The 13,794-nt window shown below is 58.7% G+C and carries 15 protein-coding genes; 5 read left to right on the top strand and 10 right to left on the bottom strand.

Features of this window, described 5'->3' with window-relative positions:
• Positions 1-81 precede the first annotated feature (81 nt).
• From I6L49_RS20555 to I6L49_RS20545, 3 genes are read left to right on the top strand one after another with little or no spacing between them, the layout of a single operon-like run.
• On the top strand, positions 82-1,872 hold the full coding sequence (locus I6L49_RS20555; protein ID WP_216950267.1) for an assimilatory sulfite reductase (NADPH) flavoprotein subunit: 1,791 nt from the start codon (positions 82-84) through the stop codon (positions 1,870-1,872).
• Positions 1,872-3,596, top strand: coding sequence for an assimilatory sulfite reductase (NADPH) hemoprotein subunit (gene cysI, locus I6L49_RS20550; RefSeq protein WP_216950266.1), 1,725 nt, complete (start codon positions 1,872-1,874; stop codon positions 3,594-3,596). Before I6L49_RS20555 ends, cysI begins: the two co-directional genes overlap by 1 nt.
• A complete protein-coding gene (locus tag I6L49_RS20545) occupies positions 3,586-4,368 on the top strand; it encodes a phosphoadenylyl-sulfate reductase (RefSeq protein WP_158109877.1) in 783 nt (260 codons plus the stop codon). The genes cysI and I6L49_RS20545 overlap by 11 nt, the downstream gene beginning before the upstream one ends.
• Before the next feature lie 79 nt (positions 4,369-4,447).
• Here I6L49_RS20545 and folA read toward each other — a convergent pair whose 3' ends face one another.
• The 4 genes from folA to I6L49_RS20525 all read right to left on the bottom strand — a co-directional run bounded on the left by folA (position 4,448) and on the right by I6L49_RS20525 (position 6,790).
• A complete protein-coding gene (folA, locus tag I6L49_RS20540; protein WP_184232799.1) occupies positions 4,448-4,939 on the bottom strand; it encodes a type 3 dihydrofolate reductase in 492 nt (163 codons plus the stop codon).
• Positions 4,940-4,957: 18 nt separating this feature from the next.
• Entirely contained in the window at positions 4,958-5,425 is a 468-nt protein-coding gene (locus tag I6L49_RS20535; protein ID WP_026035076.1) for a threonine/serine exporter family protein, read from the bottom strand.
• The gene (locus I6L49_RS20530) at positions 5,422-6,219 is read right to left on the bottom strand and encodes a threonine/serine exporter family protein (RefSeq protein WP_005348133.1); all 798 of its coding nucleotides are present in this window, start codon (positions 6,217-6,219) and stop codon (positions 5,422-5,424) included. The genes I6L49_RS20535 and I6L49_RS20530 overlap by 4 nt, the downstream gene beginning before the upstream one ends.
• Before the next feature lie 235 nt (positions 6,220-6,454).
• Entirely contained in the window at positions 6,455-6,790 is a 336-nt protein-coding gene (locus I6L49_RS20525) for a DUF3135 domain-containing protein (protein WP_216950265.1), read from the bottom strand.
• A 393-nt stretch (positions 6,791-7,183) separates the two neighbouring features.
• Here I6L49_RS20525 and mog point away from each other — a divergent pair, with 393 nt between their 5' ends.
• Positions 7,184-7,714: a molybdopterin adenylyltransferase gene (mog, locus tag I6L49_RS20520; RefSeq protein ID WP_216950264.1), complete on the top strand. Its 531-nt coding sequence runs from the start codon at positions 7,184-7,186 to the stop codon at positions 7,712-7,714.
• An 82-nt stretch (positions 7,715-7,796) separates the two neighbouring features.
• On the opposite strand, the gene I6L49_RS20515 is transcribed toward mog, so the two are convergent.
• The 6 genes from I6L49_RS20515 to trmB all read right to left on the bottom strand — a co-directional run bounded on the left by I6L49_RS20515 (position 7,797) and on the right by trmB (position 12,241).
• On the bottom strand, positions 7,797-8,198 hold the full coding sequence (locus tag I6L49_RS20515; RefSeq protein WP_005348146.1) for a DUF2541 family protein: 402 nt from the start codon (positions 8,196-8,198) through the stop codon (positions 7,797-7,799).
• Between the two features lie 167 nt (positions 8,199-8,365).
• Entirely contained in the window at positions 8,366-8,575 is a 210-nt protein-coding gene (locus I6L49_RS20510) for a YgdI/YgdR family lipoprotein (RefSeq protein WP_005335219.1), read from the bottom strand.
• Positions 8,576-8,778: 203 nt separating this feature from the next.
• On the bottom strand, positions 8,779-10,074 hold the full coding sequence (locus tag I6L49_RS20505) for a sulfurtransferase (RefSeq protein WP_216950263.1): 1,296 nt from the start codon (positions 10,072-10,074) through the stop codon (positions 8,779-8,781).
• A gap of 29 nt (positions 10,075-10,103) precedes the next feature.
• Entirely contained in the window at positions 10,104-11,024 is a 921-nt protein-coding gene (gene glsB / locus I6L49_RS20500) for a glutaminase B (protein WP_005348151.1), read from the bottom strand.
• 122 nt (positions 11,025-11,146) lie between these two features.
• A complete protein-coding gene (locus I6L49_RS20495; protein ID WP_005348158.1) occupies positions 11,147-11,479 on the bottom strand; it encodes a YggL family protein in 333 nt (110 codons plus the stop codon).
• A 48-nt stretch (positions 11,480-11,527) separates the two neighbouring features.
• Positions 11,528-12,241, bottom strand: a complete 714-nt coding sequence (gene trmB / locus I6L49_RS20490) for a tRNA (guanosine(46)-N7)-methyltransferase TrmB (protein WP_005335228.1) — start codon at positions 12,239-12,241, stop codon at positions 11,528-11,530.
• Positions 12,242-12,590: 349 nt separating this feature from the next.
• Between trmB and I6L49_RS20485 the strand changes: the two genes are divergently transcribed.
• Positions 12,591-13,772: a PLP-dependent aminotransferase family protein gene (locus tag I6L49_RS20485; protein WP_216950262.1), complete on the top strand. Its 1,182-nt coding sequence runs from the start codon at positions 12,591-12,593 to the stop codon at positions 13,770-13,772.
• Positions 13,773-13,794: the final 22 nt, after the last annotated feature.

Genomic DNA, 13,794 nt, shown 5'->3' with positions numbered 1-13,794 from the left:
AAAGAAGATATTTTTATTCTTTGTTGTTATCCAACACGCCCTTTAATCTGGCCAAAAATCAGACCATGGAAGACGCGTGTGATGCAATTGAAGGATTCCCCATTCAACCTCTCCCCCCTCTCTGACGAGCAGCAACGTCAGCTGGGTCAGGTACTCTCGACCCTCAATACCCAGCAACTGGCCTGGGTGAGCGGATATCTCTACGGCCTCTCCCAGAGCGGTCACCAGAACGTTGCTGCCAGCGCCGCCGTGGCTGCGCCCAGCGGCAGCCTGACCATTCTCTACGGCTCCCAGACCGGCAACGCCAAAGGTGTCGCCACTACCATCAAGGCGCAGGCCGAGGCCCTCGGTCTACCGGTCACCCTAGCGTCTATGGCCGACTACAAACCCAAGCAGCTCAAGAAAGAGAGCCACCTGCTGGTGGTAGTGAGCACTTACGGGGAGGGTGAACCGCCGGAAAGCGCCGTCGATCTGTTCGAGCAGCTTAAAAAAGGCAAGCTTGGCAAGCTGGACGGCCTCAAGTTCGCGGTGCTGGGGCTGGGTGACAGCTCCTACGAATTTTTCTGCCAGACCGGCAAAGATTTTGACAGCTTCCTCGCCACCGCTGGGGCTGAGCGGATTTATGAGCTCGCGAGCCTTGATGTGGATTATCAGGATGCAGCCAAGGCGTGGGGCGAACAAGCACTCAATGCCATTGCAGCGACGCTCTCTATCGGTGCTGCCAGCAACAGCGTAGCCAGCGTGGTGCAGCAGGCGGTTGGCCACAGCCAGTACAGCAAGGAGAACCCCTTCCCTGCCCGCCTGTCGGTCAATCAGAAGATCACCGGCCGAGATTCCACCAAGGATATCCGCCATATCGAGATCAATCTGGCCGACTCAGGCCTCACCTATCAGCCGGGGGATGCCCTCGGCGTCTGGTTCGACAACGATGCAGAACTGGTTAATGAAGTGCTGGCCCTGACCGGCCTCTCCGGTGATGAAGCCACGGCCCATGGCACCTTGCGCGCCGCACTGACCAGTCACTTCGAACTGACCCGGCTGCACGGCGGCTTTATCACAGGGCTCGCTGATATATCGGACAACGCAGCGTTGAAAGATCTGGCGGGCGACAAGGCCCAGGTCAATGCACTGGTCGCCTCCGCTCAGGTGGTGGATGTGCTCAAACGCTTCCCGACCGCGCTCACTGCCGAGCAGCTGGTTGGCCTGCTGCGCCCCCTCACCCCGCGCCTCTACTCCATCGCCTCCGCCCAGAGCGAGGTGGAAGAGGAGGTGCACCTGACCGTCGGCGTGGTGCGCTACCCACAGGAAGATGGCACAGTGCGCTCTGGCGCAGCCTCCTCCTATCTGGCGGATCGGCTGATTGAGGATGGCGAGGTACGGGTATTCGTCGAGCACAACGATAACTTCCGCCTGCCGCAAAACCCCGACACCCCCGTCATCATGGTGGGCCCGGGCACCGGCATCGCCCCGTTCCGCGCCTTTATGCAGGAGCGGGAAGCCCAAGGTGCCGAGGGCAAGAACTGGCTCTTCTTCGGCAACCCCCACTTTACCCAGGATTTCCTCTATCAGGTGGAGTGGCAGCGTTATGTGAAATCGGGGCTGCTGTCGAAGATCTCCCTGGCCTTCAGCCGGGATCAGGCCAACAAAATTTATGTGCAGGACCGCCTGCGTGAAGCGGGCCAGGAACTCTACCAGTGGCTGGAAGCAGGCGCTCACTTCTATGTGTGTGGTGACGCCAACAAGATGGCCAAGGATGTGCAGGAGGCCCTGCTGGATGTGATTGCCGAACACGGTCACAAGAGCCGTGAGGAAGCAGAAGAGTATTTGAGCGAATTGCGTCGTGCCAAACGTTATCAAAGGGATGTCTATTGATGAGCAAACAACCTCTTTCTCACCCAAAAGCGGGACCGGTCGAAGGGCCGCTGGCCGACAACGAGCGCCTCAAGCGCGAGAGCAACTTTCTGCGCGGCACCATAGAGCAAGATCTGCAGGATCCGCTCACCGGCGGCTTCAACGGCGACAACTTCCAGCTGATCCGCTTTCACGGCATGTACCAGCAGGATGACCGCGACATCCGCCCGGAGCGCGCCGCCCAGAAGCTGGAGCCGCTGCACAACGTCATGCTGCGTGCCCGCCTGCCGGGTGGGATCATCACCCCGGCCCAGTGGCAGATCATTGACAAGTTCGCCGAAGAGCACAGCCTCTACGGCAGCATCCGCCTGACTACCCGTCAAACTTTCCAGTTCCACGGGGTATTGAAGCGCGACATCAAGCTGATGCACCAGACCCTCAACAACACCGGCATCGATTCCATCGCCACCGCTGGCGATGTGAACCGCAACGTGCTCTGCACCAGCAACCCGGTGGAGTCCGAGCTGCATCAGGAGGCCTACGAGTGGGCCAAGAAGATCTCCGAGCACCTGCTGCCCAAGACCCGCGCCTACGTGGAGATCTGGCTGGACGGTGAAAAACTGGGGCAGGATGAGGAACCGATCCTGGGCTCCAACTACCTGCCGCGCAAATTCAAGACCACTGTGGTGATCCCGCCTCACAACGATGTGGATATCCACGCCAACGACCTCAACTTCGTGGCGATTGCCGAAGGTGGCAAGCTGGTGGGCTTCAACGTGCTGGTGGGCGGGGGTCTGGCCATGACCCACGGCGACACCAGCACCTACCCGCGCAAGGCGAGCGACTTTGGCTTTATTCCGCTCTCCCACGTGCTGGAGGTGGCGGCCGCCGTGGTCAGCACCCAGCGCGACTGGGGCAACCGGGTCAACCGCAAGAACGCCAAGACCAAGTACACCCTGGAGCGCGTTGGCGTCGAGGCGTTCAAGGCCGAGGTGGAGAGCCGCGCCGGCATCCAGTTCGGGCCGGTTCGCCCCTATGAGTTCACCAGCCGTGGCGATCGCTTCGGTTGGGTCGAGGGGATCGACGGCAAGCATCACCTCACCCTGTTTATCGAGAATGGCCGCCTGCTTGACTTCCCGGGCAAGCCGCTCAAAACCGGCATGTTGGAGATCGCCAAGGTGCATCAGGGGGATTTTCGCCTGACCGCCAACCAAAACCTGATCATCGCGGGCGTGCCTGCCGGCGAGAAGGCTCGCATCGAAGGGCTTGCACGCCAATACGGCCTGCTGGATGACGGCGTGAGCGAGCAGCGCAAGCAGTCCATGGCCTGCGTGGCCCTGCCCACCTGCCCGCTGGCGATGGCCGAAGCGGAGCGCATGCTGCCGGCGTTTGTCACCGACATCGAGGGCTTGCTCACCAAACATGGGCTGGCGGATGACGCCATCATCTTCCGGGTCACCGGCTGCCCCAACGGCTGCGGCCGCGCCATGCTGGCGGAAGTAGGTCTGGTGGGCAAGGCACCCGGCCGCTACAACCTCCATCTGGGAGGCAACCTTGAGGGCACCCGCATTCCGCGCCTGCACCTAGAGAACATTACCGAGCCGCAGATCCTGGCCGAACTGGACGCGTTGATCGGCCGCTGGTCCACCGAGCGAAATCAGGGTGAGTGCTTCGGCGACTTCGTGATCCGGGTTGGGGTAATTGCCCCCGTTATCGATTCTGCGAGGGACTTCTATGCCGCTTAATGTCACTGAAGATGGCCGCCTTGAACTGCAGGCACTGCTGGCCCTCGGCCGTGAGGAGCAAGTCGAGGCACTCGCGCCCCTCAACCGCGAGCTGGATACCATGAGCGCCCCAGAACGGGTGCGCTGGGCCCTGGCCAATCTGCCGGGGGAGCATGTGCTCTCATCCAGCTTCGGCATTCAGGCGGCGCTGATGCTCCATCTGGTAAGCCGCGAGCGGGCCGACGTGCCCGTAGTGCTGACCGATACCGGTTATCTGTTCCCGGAGACCTACCGCTTTATCGACGAGCTGACCGAGCGCCTCGCACTCAACCTGAAGATCTATCGGGCCGAGTTGTCACCGGCCTGGCAGGAGGCGCGATTTGGTCTCTTGTGGGAGCAGGGGGTGGAGGGGATCACCCGCTACAACCAGCTCAACAAGGTGGAGCCGATGGACCGTGCCCTGCGTGAGCTGGGGGCCCAGACCTGGTTCTCCGGCCTGCGCCGGGAGCAGTCCGGCAGCCGTGGCAAGTTGCCGGTGCTCGGCATCCAGCGCGGCCGCTTCAAGTTCCTGCCGGTGATCGACTGGAGCAACAAGGATGTCTTCTACTACTTCAAGGAGTTCGACCTCCCCTACCATCCGCTGTGGGAGCAGGGCTACCTCTCGGTGGGCGATGTCCACACCACCACAAAATGGGAGCCGGGCATGAGCGAGGAGCAGACCCGCTTCTTCGGCCTCAAGCGCGAGTGCGGTTTGCACGAGGAGAACGGGGAGAACGACGGCTCAGGCATCTAATCCCGTCTTGAAAACCCAACAGAACAACAAGGGCATCCGAAGATGCCCTTGTTGTTATTTGCAAATTAGCATTCGCCCGTCAGCGGCGCTGCCAGATCTCGAAGCTATAGGGATGCGGGTTCTTCTCATCGGCAGGGTGGCTCTCGCACTCAACGCGTTGCCACTGACCATCGTCAAAAGCAGGGAAGCGGGTATCCCCCTCCACCGCCAGATCGATGCGGGTCAGGTAGAGACAATCCGCACTCGGCAACATCTCGGCATAGAGATGACCACCACCGATCACCATCAACTCCTCCACCGAGCTGCCTGCCAACAGCGCCAGCGCCGCCTCAACGGAGCCCACCACCTCAATGCCCTCAGCCTGATAGTCGGGATTGCGGCTGATCACCAGATTGCGCCGTCCGGGCAGCGGTCGACCGATGGATTCGAAGGTCTTGCGCCCCATCAATACCGGTTTACCGAGGGTGACACGCTTGAAGTGGGCCAAGTCAGCAGGCATATGCCAAGGCATCAGGTTGTCCTTGCCGATCACCCTGTCGTGGGCCATGGCGGCAATCATGGAAATCTTCATGGGGCCTCTCACCGTCTGTCAGATTATGGGGCGGTTACGGTACACGACCAGAGAGGGGATCGCCAAACCGAAACTGAGGGCACCGACGATAAAGAGCGCCTTGAGGCCGTTCTCCACCGCACTCTGGATCAACTCCATGGTCACGCCGTTGATGTTGAGCTCCACCACCGCAATCATGGTCTTGAAGGCATAACTGCCCGGGATCATCGGAATGATGGAGGCAACGCTGAACACCGGACGCGGCGCCAGCAGACGGCGCGACCAGTAGACGCAGACAAAGCCGACCGTGGTCGCCGCCGCCAGCGTCGCCCACTCGATGGGCATACCATAGTGGATCAGCAAGGTACGCAGGCTGTGGGCCAGCGCGCCGCCCATGGCGCAATACTTCAGCATCCGTGGTGGCACGTTGAACAGCATGGCAAACCCCACCGCCGGGATGGAGGACCAGAAGGCATCCTTGGCCAGTAGCCAGAGCAAATCCATCATACTTTCCACCCCCAGATCCCCGTGACCGACATGGCCAAAATGATACCTATGGCGGCGCTGATGGTCAGCAGGGTCGCGGTCCCCCAGCGGGCCAGCCCCATGTTGAAGTAGCCCTTCACCATGTCGGAGACCGCATTGATCAGCGGAAAGCCCGGCACCAGCAGCAGCACGCTAGCCGCCATGGCGAGATAGGGCTGGTCACCCCAGTTAAAAAAGGTGGCGCTGGAGGAGAGCAAGGTGGCAATAAAGCCGGTGGCGGCAAAGTTGATGAGCGGGCTATGGTGATGGCGGGCCATCAGTTGGCGCACCCGCATCGCCACGGCAGACGAGAAACAGGTCACCAGGAAGATGGGCCAGTCACCGCCAAACAGCAGGCTAAAGGCACCACAGGAGAGCCCCACCATGGGGACCACCAACCAGGGGTGATAGTGAAAGGGGACGATGGCCTCGAGCCGCTGACGCACTTCACGGGCGCCGATCAGCTCTTTCTCTGCCATGATGCAGATCCGCTGGATTTCGCACACCACCTGCATGTTGATGCCATGTTCGCGCACCCGCCGGGTAGTGGTGACGCAACCCCCCTGATAGAGACTGGTGAGCACGATGGCACTGGAAGAGATGGCCATTTCGACACTCTCCAGCCCCAGCGCCATCCCCAGCCGCACCGTGGTCTGCTCGATGATCCGGCTCTCCGCCCCGAACTGGGCCAACATCTGACCCACCTTGACGATAATGCGGGTGATCTCTGTCTGTTGCTCCCGCGACAACACCCGTCTTGGCGTGATACTTCTCATAATCCCTTCGAGTCGTAGCAATAAAAATTTCGGCCATATTAGCCTAACTTTTACTGTTATTCATCCACCCCTATCACAACCTGACTAATTAGTTATTACAAGAAGGAGAAAAGAAATTACATCACAAATACATTACGACTAACATTAAAAACCATAACAATCAGGTCGCCGGGAATCCCCTTTATTATGGCCTCACCGATTTGGCTGAAATATCATTCAAGGGGGTTATTGCAGATTATTTGCGACGTCGATAGTCCGCCAGACGGATTATTTTACCACTGCCATCGCTTTCAGGCGGAGGGTCCCCCTCTTCTCTGAACTGGCTCATTTCGCTGCGCATCAAATAAAAAGATTCCCGCATCATGTTGGTAATCCGGATACAGCTATCAAGATTGTTTTTCGCCAGACGGCGCTGACCATCAATCTTGAACTGCAACCCGCGCAGACGGCGCTGCTGATCGGGGCTCGCACGGGCCATCAACTGGTCGATCTGCTGCTCCAGAATCGCATCCAGCCGGGAGGACTCATTCGCAGCCAACTCCTTCAGGGTGTCAAAATCAGGCAACTCCATATGCCCTCCTTGGCGACTATTGCTGGCAACACACTGCGGTACCACACCATCACGTCCCAGCCATATAAATCTGTATATACGACGTGGCTAAAAAGGGTTCAATCCATCCACTGGCGACTAAACCGGACAATGGTCACTACGAGGGTGTCTATCTATTTTAATTGTGTTTGGAAACAAGCGATTGTTTTTAATTCAGGCGAGATAAAACACTTATACATTTTAGGTTGTGATTTTCTGTTTTTTATTGCAAATAAAAATCAGGGTGGCCTTATTTTGCTTCATTCGACACTTTATTCTTCCCTCACCGACCCGCGTCATCTCCTGACGGTTTAACATATCTCACTGATTATGTTATTTTAATTGCCACTTTTATCGGACATTCAAGAGCAGACCATGAGCAAGGCAAAAATCGGTATCGTCACCGTCAGCGATCGCGCCAGCGCGGGCATCTATGAAGACCTCTCCGGCCAGGCTATCATCGACACCCTGAACGCTTATCTGACCTCGGAGTGGGAACCTGTCTATCAGGTGATCCCCGATGAGCAGGAGCAGATTGAAGCGACCCTGATCCGGCTGGCGGATGAGGAGCAGTGTTGCCTCATCGTCACCACAGGCGGCACCGGCCCGGCCAAGCGGGATGTCACGCCGGAAGCGACCGAAGCGGTATGTGATCGCATGATGCCGGGCTTTGGCGAGCTGATGCGGGCCGAATCCCTCAAGTTTGTGCCGACCGCCATTCTGTCGCGCCAGACAGCCGGACTGCGCGACGACACCCTGATCGTCAATCTGCCGGGCAAGCCCAAATCAATCCGCGAATGTCTGGATGCAGTATTCCCCGCCATCCCCTACTGCATCGATTTGATGGAAGGGCCGTATCTTGAGTGCGATGAAACCGTCATCAAGCCGTTTCGGCCGAAAAAATAGCGAACCCAACCATAAAAATAATGGCGAGCCACGGCTCGCCATTATTTTTAACTCATCTGTCTGCGCAGAAAAACCGCATCAATTATTTGCGGCCAAATACTTTTACGCCCGCTTTGCTGCGCTCTGAATTACCGTACACTTCGATTTTTTTCACACAACGGCGCGAACCCAGTGATTTCCACTCGGTCTCTTTATCACTGCTCATTTCCCGATCGAAACGAATGGTCTTGGTACGATCACCACCATAGGTCACCACCACCCGATCCAGGGTCAAATCACGCTCCGCCTTCACCTTGATATATTTGGTCTGACGGCAAATCACCAAAGGAATTGTCGCACCATGATCACCGGCTCCCAGTAAAATAGTCCGCCCCAGCGTGAACTGATCGTCACCGGCATGGCTGGCTGACGCCACCACCAGCAAGACACCACCCAGCAAGCTGCGTGCAGAAAAACGGGAATTCCAGATAGACATCAAGGACATAACACCTCCAATAAAAAATGGAGTGTGATGATAAGGGTTAAACCATAACGGAAGCTGTATCACGACTGAATTTGCTGCAAATGTGCGGGGATAAACAGAGGAACAGCGGGAATTTTCGGCGAAAATGAGAAGAGCCGCAGATAGCGGCCCTTGCGGCAAGAGAGCGCTTAGCGCTCCATGATTTGGGTCACGTCATCTTTCTTGATCATCACCTCGCGCCCTTCATGATCGTAATAGCGATACATGCCGGTACTCTCATCCAGCTTGGGTTTGCTCTCTGTGGTGATCATCTTGCCATCCTTGGTGCTCATGATGTATTGGGAGCTGCATGCCACCAGCCCCAGGGCGCACACCAGGATCATCATCAGTTTTTTCATTGCGGCCTCTTCTGCGATCATCCTCACCACGAGGATGTTTCTTGAAGCCTAGTTCAATCGCACGGCACGGGATGACGAGATGAGCAAAGCGGGATCGCCGTCAATAATCAGCGACTTAGCCTCGCTATCTGGCCGGGTGGTGAGCGCAATGAAAAAAGCCGGACATCTCTGTCCGGCCTCTTCTTTTCAGCGCCAGCGCGCAATCATGACTTGGCGGGCTGACGCTCACCGGTCACGGTCGGGTTCTTGGGATCGGAACTCCACTCGTACCAACCGCCGTCGTAGACGCTGATCTGTTTCCAGTCCATCAGCCAGGCGTAGAAGAAGGCCTCGGAGGCGCGCCAGCCGGTACCGCAGTAGAACGCAGCCTGCTGAGTTGGCTCGATGTTCCACTGCTCCCACATGGCGAGGATTTCGCGGGCCGGCTTCATGGTGCCGTCCGGGTTGTGGAAATCGCTCATGCTGTTGGCATCCACCCCACCGTGACCCCACTTGGCCCCCGGGATATCGCCCTTCGGCTTGATGTAGCTGTAACCTGAGGTGTTGCCGACAAACTCGTCCCAGGTACGCACGCTGACCAGTGCGCTATCGGGCTTCTTGAGCAGCTCTTTTGCCTGACTTAACGTGGTGTAGTACTCGGGGTGAGCGGGAATGGCCACGCCAAACTCCTTCACCGGCTCATATTTGTTGGGCAGACCGGTTTCGGTGCGCAGGTGCTGGATAAACCAGGCATCCAGACCACCGTCCAGCAGTCGTACATCTTCCACCCCCGCATACATCATCAGGTGCGCGGCACGGGCAGCCGCCATAGTGTTGCGACCATAGAGGATGACGGTGGTGTCGTGACGGATGCCGTTATCCAGCAGCAGTTTCTTGAGCGCTTCGTCAGAGACCTTGTTCCACAGCGGCTCCTCTTCGAGGCTGTTGGTATCGATATAACCGGCCCCCGGGATGTGGCTGATGAGGTAGGCCTTGGGTGAACCCCAATCCACTTCAAACAGCCTCCAGTCACCCTTGGGCGCCGCGGCAACCGGCTTGCCCTCTTGCAGATCCACCAACCAGCGCGGATAGACCAGCTGCTGCCAGCGTGCCAGCGACTCGCGCGGTGCGGCTTGCCAACCTTGCAGCTCGAACAGCTGCTTGATCCCCTGCTTGCGCAGCAGACGGGCCACCTCAGCCACTTCGCGGGACGCACCGTAGAGGGCAACCGGACGATCGGCCTTCAGTCCCTTGATCTCGAGGGCCTTTGGCCACTCTTCATCGCTGTATTTCCACTCGGCAGAGAGGTTCTCGGCGCCCGCCACATGGCCGCCCTGCTTCTCCCCTTCCATCGGCCACCCCTGATAGAAGTAGCTGGCGCGGGTATCCAGGATGACAGCCTGTTTGGCCTTGGCATCGGCCAGCGAGAGCGGTGGCAACTCCCCTGCCACGGCGGGCAGGGCACACCAGAGCAGTAAGGTCGCCAGCGCGGCCTGCAGGAAGCGAAGATGTCGTTTCATGGTGATTTCTCGATTCATAGTGAACAAGGTTAAAAAATGGAGCGACCCAGCCGCTCGGCCAGCAGCTCCAGTGCCGCCGTGCCCGCCAGCGAGTTGCCGGCTTTGTTGAGCTCGGGCGACCAGACACAGACGCAGAGCTCACCCGGGATCAGGGCGATGATACCGCCGCCGACACCCGATTTGCCCGGCATGCCGACCCGATAGGCAAAATCGCCCGCCTCATCATAGAGGCCGCAGGTGGCGAGCAGGGCGTTGACCTGCTTGGTGGTGCGAGCTGGCAGCAGTGGCACGCTCTCGCCCAGTGGCACACCACGGTTGGCCAGATAGATGAATGCCCGCGCCAGATCGACGCAGCTCATGCGGATGGCACAGGCATTGAAGTAGCTTTGCAGCACCTTGTCCACTTCGTTTTCGAAGTTGCCATAGGCCTTCATCAGATAGGCGATGGCGGCGTTGCGGGCAGAGTGCTGATATTCGGAGCGGGCGACCACCTGATCCGCCATGATGGCCGGATTGCCGGAAAGGCGGCGCACCAGCTCGAGGGTACGCTGACGCGGCGCAGTGAGGCGGGTCTCCAGCAGATCGCTCACCACCAGCGCCCCGGCATTGATAAAGGGGTTACGGGGGATCCCCTGCTCGAACTCGAGCTGTACCAGCGAGTTGAAGGGCTGGCCGGAGGGCTCCTTGCCAACCCGAGCCCAGATCTCCTCCTCCTGATAGAGAGTGAGTGCCAGGGTCAGGCTCAGGGCCTTGGAGATACTTTGAATGGAGAAGGGTTCAAAAGCGTCACCGGCGGTGAACAGCTCCCCCTCGACGGTACAGACTGCGATACCCAGCCGATCGGCCGGTACCTGAGCCAGTGCCGGAATGTAGTCGGCCACCTTGCCTTGTCCCAGCAACGGGCGCACCTCTTCAAGGATGCTGGCCAGTAATTCGGATGACAACACCATAAGCAATAAGCGATTCCATGACTAAAACAGCGGTGGAGATCCCATCCCCACTGACAAAAATCCCGCCAGCGGCGGGATTTTTCAGTTACCCACAACAAGGCGCCAGATGCGGCAGCCTTGTATCAGGCCGGTTCACCGTACCAGAGGTCGAACAGTTCGGTAACGACCACGGCTTCCATCCCCTTGCCTTCCAGCCAGGATTTGACGGCAGCGCGGTCTTCTTCGGTACACTTGCCCAGTTGCTGGGTGCAGATCATCCCTTCCCAGGCCAGGTGACCGGAGCCGGCAAAAGCCAATTTACGGGGTTCAACAACCTCATCGATCATCGCATCGACTACCGCATCGATGGTCTCTTCGGCAGTGCCGACCGGGAAGTTGAAACTGATGTCGAAACCCATTTCCTGGAATTCATCGACGCGCAGTTTCTTGCGCAGGCGGCGGCTACGATTGGCCATGATAGCTCCTCAAGTTAGTTGATACGCTAGGTGTGTTGACGTGCCAGCTTAGCTGACACGCTTGAAAATCAGATCCCAAACCCCGTGGCCGAGACGGTGGCCACGTTGTTCAAATTTGGTCAGCGGACGCCAGTCCGGACGAGGCACCCAGTTGCCGGTGGCAGAGGTATTCTCGTAACCCTCGGCGGCGCTCATCACTTCCAGCATGTGCTCGGCATAGTTTTCCCAGTCGGTCGCCATGTGGAACACGCCACCGATGGCCAGCTTCTGGCGAATATCCTGGGCAAACGCAGGCTGTACGATGCGGCGCTTGTGGTGACGGCTCTTGTGCCAGGGATCCGGGAAGAAGAGCTGCAGGCAGGAGAGTGAACCGTTCGGGATCATGTGCTCCAGCACCTCGACCGCATCGTGGCAAATCACCTTCAGATTGGTGACCCCCGCTTCCTGAGCGGTACCCAGACAGGCGCCCACGCCCGGGGAGTGCACTTCAATGCCGATGAAGTTCTTCTCGGGGGCATTCTTGGCCATCTCCACCAGAGAGGCGCCCATGCCAAAGCCGATCTCCAGCACCACAGGTGCCTCGCGGCCAAACAGTGCGACCAGATCGAGCTGCTTTGGCTCGAAATCGATGCCCATGACCGGCCAGAGCTCTTCCAGGGCCTTCTCCTGCCCTTTGGTCAGGCGGCCTTCGCGACGGACAAAGCTGCGGATCTTGCGCATGAACTTGCCGTCTTCGTTAAATACATCTTGGGTCACAGGCATAATGGTCTCGTTATTTCATCAATCTGGGTAATACATCTTGTGTTCGATCCCGAGCGGGACCGCTCGCGGCTCGGCATTTCATCGACCCGCGAAAACAGGGGAGCGAATTATCCCAAGATAGGCCCAAGGCGCAAGTGTTTCGCGCAACAAATATTCCGGCCATCCACTTCCCTGCTCCCTCACTGGCATCACCATACCGACTAACCGTCCAATATAATCCGCAGTAGAGTCGTTCCAGCCCTTTTTTGGCGATTTTTGTGACAATCATTGCCTCATTTCTGAAATCTGATACAAACGGATAACCTGGCGGTCGAATGGAGCGACCGCCCACATGCCGAGAGAATTGTCTATGCAGCCGTTTTTTGCCCAGCGCTTCGAGAAGGTTGAACCTTCCTTTATCCGTGAAATCCTCAAAGTTGCCGCCAATCCGGAGATCATCTCCTTCGCTGGTGGCCTGCCCAATCCCCACCTGTTTCCGGTCAAGGCGATCGATCAGGCCTGTCAGGATGTACTGCGCGAGCAAGGGGCTGCTGCCCTGCAATATGCGGCGACCGAGGGCTTCGCACCGCTGCGCCAATATATTGCCGACCGCTATCTGGCCCGCCACGGCATGCAGGTCAATCCGGACAACATCCTGATCACCAGCGGCTCCCAGCAGGCGCTGGATCTGCTGGGCAAGGTGCTGATCGACGAGGGTCAGGATCTCATCATCGAAGAGCCGGGTTACCTTGGTGCCATTCAGGCCTTTTCTGTCTACCAGCCCACCTTCAAGCCGATCACCCTTGGAGAAGAGGGTCTGGATCTGGCTGCGCTGGATGCGCTGCTGGCAAGCGGATCCAATGCCAAACTGCTCTACGGCGTGCCCAACTTCCAGAACCCGAGCGGTGTCTCCTATAGCCGTGCCAACCGCGAGGCACTGGCCGAGCGACTGGTGCGCCACGAGCTGTTGATGGTGGAAGATGATCCCTACGGCGAGCTGCGCTTCGAGGGCGAGCATCTGCCCCCCATTGCCAAGTTGGCACCAAACAATACCGTGCTGCTCGGCTCCTTCTCCAAAACCGTGGTGCCCGCCTTCCGGCTGGGCTGGATGGTGATGCCAGACTGGCTGCGCAAGAAGGTGACCATCGCCAAGCAGGCGACCGATCTGCACAGCAACGCCTTCAGCCAGCAGGTGCTGCACCGCTTCCTGACCGACAATTCACTGGATGCCCATCTGGAGAAGATCAAGGAGGTCTATGGCCGCCAGCGCGCCGCCATGGAAGCCGCGCTGGCCCGTCACTGCCCGCCCGGCGTCAGCTACACCCGACCGGAAGGGGGTATGTTCCTCTGGCTGACCCTGCCTTCCCACATCAGTGCCATGGCGCTGTTTGACGAGGCGATCAAGGAGAAGGTGGCCTTCGTACCCGGCGCCCCCTTCTACGTGCGCCCCGAGATCAAGAACACCCTGCGCCTGAGCTTCTCCTGCGTCGATGAAGCGACCATCGAGGAGGGGGTCAAACGCTTGGCCCGCGCCCTCCAGCGCATGCTCTGATCGCCCAAGCCAAACCGTACCA

Source organism: Aeromonas sp. FDAARGOS 1419 (assembly GCF_019047045.1).
Lineage (GTDB): Bacteria > Pseudomonadota > Gammaproteobacteria > Enterobacterales > Aeromonadaceae > Aeromonas > Aeromonas veronii.
Note: the sequence above shows the minus strand (reverse complement) of the source record. Positions and strands in the feature narration are given on the sequence as shown.

Bases quoted from the DNA above. Each gene is read 5' to 3' on its own strand.
- I6L49_RS20555 (WP_216950267.1), top strand. From the start codon at position 82: ATGCAATTGAAGGATTCCCCATTCAACCTCTCCCCCCTCTCTGACGAG.
- cysI (WP_216950266.1), top strand. From the start codon at position 1,872: ATGAGCAAACAACCTCTTTCTCACCCAAAAGCGGGACCGGTCGAAGGG.
- I6L49_RS20545 (WP_158109877.1), top strand. From the start codon at position 3,586: ATGCCGCTTAATGTCACTGAAGATGGCCGCCTTGAACTGCAGGCACTG.
- folA (WP_184232799.1), bottom strand. From the start codon at position 4,939: ATGAAGATTTCCATGATTGCCGCCATGGCCCACGACAGGGTGATCGGC.
- I6L49_RS20535 (WP_026035076.1), bottom strand. From the start codon at position 5,425: ATGATGGATTTGCTCTGGCTACTGGCCAAGGATGCCTTCTGGTCCTCC.
- I6L49_RS20530 (WP_005348133.1), bottom strand. From the start codon at position 6,219: ATGAGAAGTATCACGCCAAGACGGGTGTTGTCGCGGGAGCAACAGACA.
- I6L49_RS20525 (WP_216950265.1), bottom strand. From the start codon at position 6,790: ATGGAGTTGCCTGATTTTGACACCCTGAAGGAGTTGGCTGCGAATGAG.
- mog (WP_216950264.1), top strand. From the start codon at position 7,184: ATGAGCAAGGCAAAAATCGGTATCGTCACCGTCAGCGATCGCGCCAGC.
- I6L49_RS20515 (WP_005348146.1), bottom strand. From the start codon at position 8,198: ATGTCCTTGATGTCTATCTGGAATTCCCGTTTTTCTGCACGCAGCTTG.
- I6L49_RS20510 (WP_005335219.1), bottom strand. From the start codon at position 8,575: ATGAAAAAACTGATGATGATCCTGGTGTGCGCCCTGGGGCTGGTGGCA.
- I6L49_RS20505 (WP_216950263.1), bottom strand. From the start codon at position 10,074: ATGAAACGACATCTTCGCTTCCTGCAGGCCGCGCTGGCGACCTTACTG.
- glsB (WP_005348151.1), bottom strand. From the start codon at position 11,024: ATGGTGTTGTCATCCGAATTACTGGCCAGCATCCTTGAAGAGGTGCGC.
- I6L49_RS20495 (WP_005348158.1), bottom strand. From the start codon at position 11,479: ATGGCCAATCGTAGCCGCCGCCTGCGCAAGAAACTGCGCGTCGATGAA.
- trmB (WP_005335228.1), bottom strand. From the start codon at position 12,241: ATGCCTGTGACCCAAGATGTATTTAACGAAGACGGCAAGTTCATGCGC.
- I6L49_RS20485 (WP_216950262.1), top strand. From the start codon at position 12,591: ATGCAGCCGTTTTTTGCCCAGCGCTTCGAGAAGGTTGAACCTTCCTTT.